Genomic DNA, 8604 nt, shown 5'->3' on the forward strand with positions numbered 1-8604 from the left:
CATTCGGTTTCTTTTTTCTTTTTAGTAATTTGGGCATTGTAATTTAATATCCTACTATGGCCATTAAAACAAAATTCAGCATCAAAGACCTTGAAAACCTAAGCGGCATCAAGGCGCATACCATCCGTATTTGGGAAAAAAGATACAACTTGCTGGAGCCCAACCGCACCGATACCAACATACGCGAGTACAATCTAAACAGTTTAAAAAAACTGCTCAACGTGGCTTTTCTATACAATAATGGGGTTAAGATATCAAAAATAGCAGCACTTGACGAAAAAGAGACCAAAGCACAGATTAAAAAACACGCTGCAGTCAATAAAGAAACACGCGCCATCACATCGCTCAAAACAGCTATGTTTGAGTTTAACTACCCCCTTTTTACAAAAACGGTTTCAGAACTTGAAGAATCCAACGATTTCAGGACGTTGTTCTTTAAAGTGTTTATCCCATTGCTGGAAGAATTGGGAACGCTATGGCATACAGGCACCATAGATCCAGCCCACGAACATTTTATTTCAGAATTGATAAAACAACGCATCATTGCCGAAATTGTAGCGCTTCAGAAAACCGAAAAACCTGCAAACACCCCCACTTTTTGCCTATACCTTCCTTATCAGGAAATTCATGAAATAGGGTTGTTATTTGCCCATTATGAAATTTTAAAAGCTAATTTCAGCACCATTTATCTGGGCACCAACATTCCTTTGAAAAACCTGAAACACGTATTGAAACACCATAAAGACCTGATATTTCTATCGTATTTTACCGTAAAGCCCGAACAAAAATCCATTGAACAATACCTGAAGGAATACGGCGCGACCATACAGAACACCCAAAACCAAAAACTCTGGCTTATGGGAAGGAGAATTCGAAAAACAGACAGCCAAATCTTGCCTTCAAACGTCAAGGCGATAAGGGACCACAAAGACCTCATTAAACAATTGAACGATTTAAAAAAATAATAACCACCGTAAGTACTTTTTGTTTAATTAATATGTATATTTGTTAAACACTATATGAAAGAAATTGCAATTATCGGTTCTGGTTTTTCATCATTGGCAGCTGCTTGTTACCTTTCGGCGGGAGGAAATGACGTTACCATATACGAAAAAAACAATACTGTTGGCGGCAGGGCGCGGCAATTATGCAAAGAGGGATTTACGTTCGATATTGGCCCAACTTGGTACTGGATGCCCGATGTTTTTGAACGTTTTTTTGCCGATTTCAACAAAAAACCGTCCGACTATTACCAGCTTATCAAATTAAATCCGGCATATAGTGTTTACTTCGGAAAGAATGAAACGATCACCATAGAAGACACCTTGGAAAAAATATGTGCTGCTTTTGAAAAAGAAGAACCCGGTAGCTCCAAAAAATTAAAAAACTTCATTGCCAAGGCACAAAACAACTACGATGTAGCGATAAAAGATTTGGTGTATAGACCGGGCGTCTCCCCTTTTGAATTGGTCACTCCAGTCACCATGAAAAAAATTGGACAGTTTTTTAGTACTATCAGTAAAGAAGTGAGAAAGAAGTTTAATAACCCGAAATTGGTTTCCATATTAGAGTTCCCTGTACTTTTTTTAGGAGCCAAACCCTCCAACACCCCCGCATTTTACAGTTTTATGAATTATGCCGATTTCGGTCTCGGTACTTTTCACCCCAAAAACGGTATGTACAGCGTAATCGAAGGAATGAAGTCGCTGGCCCAAGAACTGGGCGTAACAATTAAAACCGAACAAACCGTTGAAGAAATAGTAGTTGAAAGCAATAAGGTTTCAGCTTTAAAAATTAATGGCGAAACCATTACCGCCGATATTGTTGTGAGCGGGGCAGATTACCATCATACCGAAACATTGCTCGATAAACCGTACCGGCAATATAGTGAAGCATATTGGGAGAAAAAAACTTTTGCTCCCTCTTCCCTGCTGTTCTATGTTGGTTTCGACAAAAAGGTAGAAAACGTAGATCACCACACCCTCTTTTTCGATGTTGATTTCGAAGCGCACTCAAAAGCTATTTACGATGACCCAGCGTGGCCCGAAAAACCATTGTTTTATGCCAGTTTCCCCTCAAAAACAGATGCTACGGCTGCCCCAGAAGGCAAAGAAGCTGGGATTTTTCTAATCCCTTTGGCACCGGGACTCAAGGATTCTCCAGAACTAAGGGAAACGTATTTTGAAAAAATAATAAACAGATTTGAAACCCTCACCAACCAAAAGGTAAAAAATTACGTTATATTTAAAGAGTCCTTTTGTGTCAACGATTTTGTAGAACAGTATAACTCCTACAAAGGGAACGCATACGGATTGGCAAACACCTTGATGCAAACTGCTTTTTTACGCCCAAATTTAAAAAGCAACAAGGTAAACAACCTGTTTTTTACAGGTCAGCTTACCGTACCTGGACCGGGTGTACCGCCTTCGTTGATTTCTGGAAAATTAGTAGCAGGATTAGTGCAAAACCAAATTGAAAAATCGTGAAAAAATTATTCGACATCGTATCCAGAACCTGCAGCAAAAGCGTCACCAATACGTACAGTACATCGTTTTCGCTGGCTACCAAAATGCTGGCACCCAGCATTAGGCAAGACATTTACAATATTTATGGGTTTGTACGTTTTGCCGATGAAATCGTCGATTCGTTTCATGATTATGACAAAGAAACCTTATTTAATAGATTTGAAGAAGAGTTGCACCACGCCTTGCAAGAAAAGATAAGCTTAAACCCTATTTTAAATTCTTTTCAGCATACGGTCACAAAATACAACATTGAACAGCATTTAATCGATTCTTTTATGAAGAGTATGCGGTTGGACCTTTCAAAAACCGAATACCTTACCCAACCGGAATACAATGATTATATTTACGGCTCGGCAGATGTTGTTGGCCTTATGTGCCTTAAGGTATTTGTAAAAGGTGATGTTGAAAAGTACGAAGCCCTCAAAGATGCAGCCATGCACTTGGGTTCCGCATTTCAAAAAGTGAATTTTTTACGTGATTTAAAAGAAGATTACGAAAATTTAAGCCGGACCTATTTCCCAAATACCAATTTGGAAGCACTGGACGAACATTCAAAACAACGCATCATTGAAGAAATAGAGGAAGATTTTAAAAAAGGATATGAAGGAATTCTATTATTACCTGCTGAAGCCAAATTTGGTGTTTTTATGGCGTATCGCTATTACAAACGACTATTAAAAAAATTACAGAAAACCCCGGCTATCGAAATTAAAAACACTCGTATCCGCGTTCCCAACTACGAAAAATTTGGATTGTTAACACGAAGTTATGTGAAATTTCAGCTAAAGATGGTAAAATAGTTTTTAGATGTTAGAAAATAAAAAAATATAGTAATGAACACCCTTCTCTGGATATTGATATTTATAGCCACGTTTTGCATTATGGAATTTATGGCGTGGTTTACCCATAAATATGTAATGCATGGTTTTTTATGGAGTCTTCACAAAGACCATCATCATAAAGACCACAGCAGTTGGTGGGAGCGTAACGACCTTTTTTTTCTGTTCTATGCAGCCGTGAGCATTGGATGTTTTATAGGCTGGCAATATTATGGCTTTTGGGCGGGATTGCCCATAGGTTTGGGTATCTTTGCGTACGGCGTTACCTACTTTTTGGTGCATGATATTTTTATACACCAACGGTTCAAACTGTTTAGGAGTGCCAATAACTGGTACGCAAAAGGAATACGCCGTGCCCATAAAATGCACCACAAACATTTGGGCAAAGAAGATGGCGAGTGTTATGGCATGTTGTTTCCACCGTTGCGGTTTTTTAAAAAGAAGTAATTTATGAATTACCTGTATCTGTGGCTCGCCCTTGGATCGCTCAGCATTCCATTTTTGTTCAGTTTTCATCCACGGCTCCGGTTTTATAGAAAATGGCGCTCCTTTTTCCCAGCCATGGCAATCATGATGGCCATCTTTGTAACTTGGGACATTATCTTTACCAATAATGGGTTTTGGGGCTTCAATGACGCGTATATTACTGGGTATCGCATTTTAAACCTGCCCATTGAAGAATGGTTATTTTTCATCTGCATACCCTATGCTTGTATTTTTACGCATTATGCCTTGCACGAACTGTTCCCAAAGTTTTCTTTTTCTGAAAAGTTCACCGCTGTTTTTTATGTACTGTTATCGTGCCTCCTCATTATTCTGCTTTGGTATTATTACGATAGATGGTACACTTTGGTAAATTTTGTCTATGCCCTGGTATTATTAGGACTGGTTTATAATTACCGGAAACAATGGCTTATGGAATTTTTACCTACCTATTTCGTTATTTTCATCCCGTTCTTTTTGGTAAATGGTATATTGACCGGCACGGGGATAGAAGATCAAGTGGTTTGGTACGACAATACCGAAAACATGGGCGTGCGCATCCTCACCATTCCCGTTGAAGACACCATCTATAACTTGGGCATGCTATTGACAGTTTTTGTTGGCACGGAACTATTTGAAAAACGATACAACAACAAGTAGCATTACAACAAAATTAAACTTAGATTATGAACACACCTAATTATACAGAAGAAGACAAAAAATTTATGCAACGTGCCATTGCCTTGGCCGAACTGGGAATGGACGCCAATGCCGGCGGCCCGTTTGGCGCCGTGGTGGTAAAAAACGGCGAAATTATTGCCGAAGGGCACAACAATGTCACTTCCACAAACGACCCAACCGCCCACGCCGAAGTGGTGGCCATACGCCGCGCTTGCGAAAAACTAAACAGTTTCCAGTTAACCGATTGCGTTGTTTATACCTCCTGCGAACCATGCCCTATGTGCTTGGGCGCCATTTATTGGGCGCGGCCTAAAAAAGTGTTCTACGGTTGCAACAGGGAAGATGCTGCCGAAATAAATTTTGACGATCAGTTTATTTATGATGAAATTGACAAAGAAGTAGACAACCGCAGCATCGATTTTGTTCGCATATTACGTGACGAAGCCGTAACGGTGTTTAATAAATGGGCGGATAAACATGATAAAACTGCGTATTGAGGTAAAAAAAAACTCAAGACCTCAAACATTTTTGAAACCTTTGAGGCCTTTTAACTGCTACTTACTTTTCCAACAACCCATCAATAATTTCCTTTGTTTTTTTGCTATCCCAATCGGCTGCACCGGTTTCTTTAATTACGATTTCTCCTTTTTTTGAGATAAGGTAGGTTGTGGGCAGCGCTTGCGAGTATAATGCTTCCGGAGCGTTGCTTTGCTGAATATACACCGGCAACGTATAACCTTTTTTATCCATAAAACGCCGTACGGTTTCCGGTTTTTCTGAAGTGACCAAATAAAAATCAACTTGGTCTCCATATTCATCATACAGGTTTTGAAGCGAAGGCATTTCAGCAATACAAGGCGGGCACCACGTGGCCCAAAAATTCAATAACACCACGTTTCCTTCCGAAGCAGAAAAATTGACCCGTCTATTATCTAAAGATGTTACATTCCAATTATAATCGGTAAGCTGCTCTCTTTCTTCAGCATCAGTTTCCGAAGGACTGAACGATATCAAGCGTTGTACAAATACCTGAATAGGCGTCCGTGTTTGCGGAATTATCAATAAAGCCAATACGGCTAAAAATATAATATTCCCTTTATTCTTTTTTAAAAATTGTTTCATATCACAATACTATTTCTTCGGTAGGTCTAACAAAAAACCCGCCAAAAACAGTATTTGACAGGTTTTTTGAAACGTTTAGTAATTCATTCAGATAAAATCCGAAAGATTAGTTACGCATTCTGCTTTTTAATCAAGTTAAGGGCAGAGCCTTCACGGTACCAGCGTATCTGTGCATCGTTATACGTATGGTTTGCTTTTATGGTGTCTTTGCTTCCGTCTTTGTGAACCACTTCAATAGTCAATGGTTTATTAGTGGCAAAGTCTGCAATATCAACAAAGTTAAAGGTATCGTCTTCTTGTATCAGGTCGTAATCTGCTTCGTTGGCAAACGTCAATCCTAACATCCCTTGTTTTTTCAAGTTTGTTTCGTGGATACGTGCAAACGATTTAACCAATACCGCTGCAACCCCTAAGTGGCGCGGCTCCATTGCTGCGTGCTCACGGGAAGAACCTTCCCCATAGTTATGGTCGCCCACCACTATGGTTTTAATTCCGTTTGCTTTGTATTCGCGCTGTACGTCTGGTACACCACCGTATTCACCGTCCAATTGGTTTTTAACAAAGTTTGTCTTTTTGTTGTACGCGTTTACCGCACCAATTAAACAGTTGTTTGAAATATTATCTAAATGCCCGCGGTAGCGCAACCAAGGTCCCGCCATAGAAATATGGTCGGTTGTACATTTTCCGTATGCCTTGATCAACAACTTCATCCCTTGCATTTCAGAATCTTTTATAGGCTCAAAAGGTGTCAACAATTGCAAACGCTCACTGTCTTTTGCAACTTTTACTTCTACACCACTGCCATCTTTCATAGGTTCTACATATCCGTTTTCTTCCACTTCAAAACCTTCTGGTGGCAATTCGATCCCTCTTGGCTCGTCTAATTTTACTTCTTGCCCTTCTTCATTAACTAAGGTATCGTTCATCGGGTCAAAATCCAAACGGCCTGAAATAGCAATCGCCGCTACCATTTCTGGGGAACCTACAAAAGCGTGTGTGTTTGGGTTACCATCGGCGCGTTTTGAGAAGTTTCGGTTAAAGGAGTGCACAATCGTGTTCTTTTCTTCTCCCTTACGGTCGCTACGGTCCCATTGACCAATACACGGTCCACAAGCATTTGTAAATATAGTGGCGCCAAGATCTTCAAACACATTCAACAAGCCATCACGCTCGGCTGTAAACCGTATTTGCTCACTTCCAGGGTTAATACCAAAATCACTTTTAGGCTTCAGTTTTTTATCGATTGCTTGTTGTGCAATGGAAGCCGCCCGTGTTAAATCTTCATACGAAGAGTTGGTACACGAACCGATTAGTCCCCAATCTACTTTTATAGGCCAATCGTTCTTTTGTGCTTTTTCACCTAACTGCCCAACTGGGGTTGCTAAATCTGGTGTAAAAGGTCCGTTTAAGTGCGGACGTAATTCTGAAAGATTGATTTCAATTACTTCATCAAAATACTGCTCTGGATTTGCATATACCTCATCATCGCCAGTTAAATATTCTCTTATTTTGTTGGCCTCATCAGCTATTTCTTCCCTGTCGGTTGCTCTTAGGAAACGTTCCATAGAATCGTCGTATCCAAAGGTAGAAGTGGTTGCGCCTATTTCGGCACCCATATTACAGATGGTCCCTTTTCCGGTACACGAAAGGTTTTTGGCGCCAGGTCCAAAATATTCAACGATTGCCCCGGTACCTCCTTTTACGGTAAGGATTCCGGCTACTTTAAGAATCACATCTTTTGAAGCGGTCCAGCCGTTTAATTCACCTGTCAATTTAACGCCTATTAACTTCGGAAATTTAAGTTCCCACGGCATTCCGGCCATTACATCTACTGCATCTGCACCACCAACGCCAATGGCGACCATACCCAATCCGCCAGCATTTACCGTGTGCGAATCGGTCCCGATCATCATTCCGCCAGGGAATGCATAGTTCTCTAAAACTACTTGGTGAATAATTCCCGCACCCGGTTTCCAGAACCCGATGCCGTATTTATTGGAAACAGATTCCAAAAAGTCGAAAACCTCGTGGCTCGTTTGGTTTGCACTTTGCAAATCTTTTGCAGCCCCTTGTTTTGCTTGGATTAAGTGATCACAGTGTACCGTGGTTGGCACAGCAACTTTGTCTTTTCCGGCCTGCATAAATTGAAGCAACGCCATCTGTGCAGTAGCATCTTGACATGCAATACGGTCTGGTGAAAACTCCACGTAATCTTTTCCGCGCTCAAATGCTTCGGAAGGTTTGCCGTCCCACAGGTGGCTGTATAGTATTTTTTCAGAAAGGGTTAAAGGTTTCCCAACAATTTCACGTGCTTTATCTACACGCTCTGCCATTTGGGAATACACCTTTTTTATCATGTCAATGTCGAATGCCATAGTTCTATTTTTTTATTGTTTTTTGAAGTCCTGCGAAAATACAAAATTTCATTATGTTTTAAAAATGTTTAACCGAAAGCGTTAAACACTGTTTATTTTATAAAAAATTATAATTTTTAGTGTAAATATTTGTCAATTGCGTAATTTTTGATATTCAAAATTATGAATTTGTAAATGTCTTGGTTTTGAAGTGATTGAAATGACGATAAACTACCGCAAAATATTTTGATTCTAAATAAGAAGAAAGTACTTGCGAACTATTATATATTAATTCTCAGAATCTATATCACTCGTAGGTTTTCCATTCATAAATAAAAAATCCTCGAAAGTATATTTTTCTTTAATATTTTTTTTCAGGTTAATTACATAAATATGTTCAGTTGTTCGTATGCCCGAATGATTAGACGTTTCACCAAGTTTTTTTAAATATTCTAACTTTCCATTTAAGTAATCCTAAGTTCAACAAATAAGTGCAACTCAAATTAAAAATCATTGGGGGCTAGCCCCCAATGATTGGCCAAGTGCTAAATTTGCGTTGCAATGAAATATAAACAGCTCAGCCGAGAGCAAAGATACCAA

General features: G+C 39.6%; 8 protein-coding genes. 6 read left to right on the forward strand and 2 right to left on the reverse strand.

What is annotated here, in order from left to right; all coding sequences use genetic code 11:
* Window positions 1-56: 56 nt before the first annotated feature.
* Genes DDV96_RS06350 through DDV96_RS06375 form a run of 6 tightly spaced genes read left to right on the forward strand, consistent with a single transcriptional unit; the run spans window position 57 to window position 5025 of the window.
* Window positions 57-965, forward strand: coding sequence for a MerR family transcriptional regulator (locus tag DDV96_RS06350; RefSeq protein WP_116693912.1), 909 nt, complete (start codon window positions 57-59; stop codon window positions 963-965).
* Window positions 966-1019: 54 nt separating this feature from the next.
* Window positions 1020-2486: a phytoene desaturase family protein gene (locus DDV96_RS06355; RefSeq protein WP_116693913.1), complete on the forward strand. Its 1467-nt coding sequence runs from the start codon at window positions 1020-1022 to the stop codon at window positions 2484-2486.
* Window positions 2483-3325, forward strand: a complete 843-nt coding sequence (locus tag DDV96_RS06360; RefSeq protein WP_116693914.1) for a phytoene/squalene synthase family protein — start codon at window positions 2483-2485, stop codon at window positions 3323-3325. The genes DDV96_RS06355 and DDV96_RS06360 overlap by 4 nt, the downstream gene beginning before the upstream one ends.
* A 33-nt stretch (window positions 3326-3358) precedes the next feature.
* Window positions 3359-3811: a sterol desaturase family protein gene (locus DDV96_RS06365; RefSeq protein ID WP_116693915.1), complete on the forward strand. Its 453-nt coding sequence runs from the start codon at window positions 3359-3361 to the stop codon at window positions 3809-3811.
* 3 nt (window positions 3812-3814) lie between these two features.
* Window positions 3815-4507: a lycopene cyclase domain-containing protein gene (locus DDV96_RS06370; RefSeq protein ID WP_116693916.1), complete on the forward strand. Its 693-nt coding sequence runs from the start codon at window positions 3815-3817 to the stop codon at window positions 4505-4507.
* Window positions 4508-4533: 26 nt separating this feature from the next.
* A complete protein-coding gene (locus tag DDV96_RS06375) occupies window positions 4534-5025 on the forward strand; it encodes a nucleoside deaminase (RefSeq protein WP_116693917.1) in 492 nt (163 codons plus the stop codon).
* 61 nt (window positions 5026-5086) lie between these two features.
* Here DDV96_RS06375 and DDV96_RS06380 read toward each other — a convergent pair whose 3' ends face one another.
* Window positions 5087-5650 carry a TlpA family protein disulfide reductase gene (locus DDV96_RS06380; protein WP_116693918.1) on the reverse strand — a complete coding sequence of 188 codons (564 nt, stop codon included), beginning with the start codon at window positions 5648-5650 and terminating at the stop codon, window positions 5087-5089.
* Window positions 5651-5760: 110 nt separating this feature from the next.
* Window positions 5761-8025: an aconitate hydratase gene (locus DDV96_RS06385; RefSeq protein ID WP_116693919.1), complete on the reverse strand. Its 2265-nt coding sequence runs from the start codon at window positions 8023-8025 to the stop codon at window positions 5761-5763.
* Between the last annotated feature and the right edge of the window lie 579 nt (window positions 8026-8604).

This window comes from Marixanthomonas spongiae (assembly GCF_003095375.1).
Classification (GTDB): domain Bacteria; phylum Bacteroidota; class Bacteroidia; order Flavobacteriales; family Flavobacteriaceae; genus Marixanthomonas; species Marixanthomonas spongiae.

What these genes read in the sequence shown, in the direction of transcription:
- DDV96_RS06350 (WP_116693912.1), top strand. Translation starts at nt 57, where the DNA reads ATGGCCATTAAAACAAAATTCAGCATCAAAGACCTTGAAAACCTAAGC.
- DDV96_RS06355 (WP_116693913.1), top strand. Translation starts at nt 1,020, where the DNA reads ATGAAAGAAATTGCAATTATCGGTTCTGGTTTTTCATCATTGGCAGCT.
- DDV96_RS06365 (WP_116693915.1), top strand. Translation starts at nt 3,359, where the DNA reads ATGAACACCCTTCTCTGGATATTGATATTTATAGCCACGTTTTGCATT.
- DDV96_RS06370 (WP_116693916.1), top strand. Translation starts at nt 3,815, where the DNA reads ATGAATTACCTGTATCTGTGGCTCGCCCTTGGATCGCTCAGCATTCCA.
- DDV96_RS06375 (WP_116693917.1), top strand. Translation starts at nt 4,534, where the DNA reads ATGAACACACCTAATTATACAGAAGAAGACAAAAAATTTATGCAACGT.
- DDV96_RS06380 (WP_116693918.1), bottom strand. Translation starts at nt 5,650, where the DNA reads ATGAAACAATTTTTAAAAAAGAATAAAGGGAATATTATATTTTTAGCC.
- DDV96_RS06385 (WP_116693919.1), bottom strand. Translation starts at nt 8,025, where the DNA reads ATGGCATTCGACATTGACATGATAAAAAAGGTGTATTCCCAAATGGCA.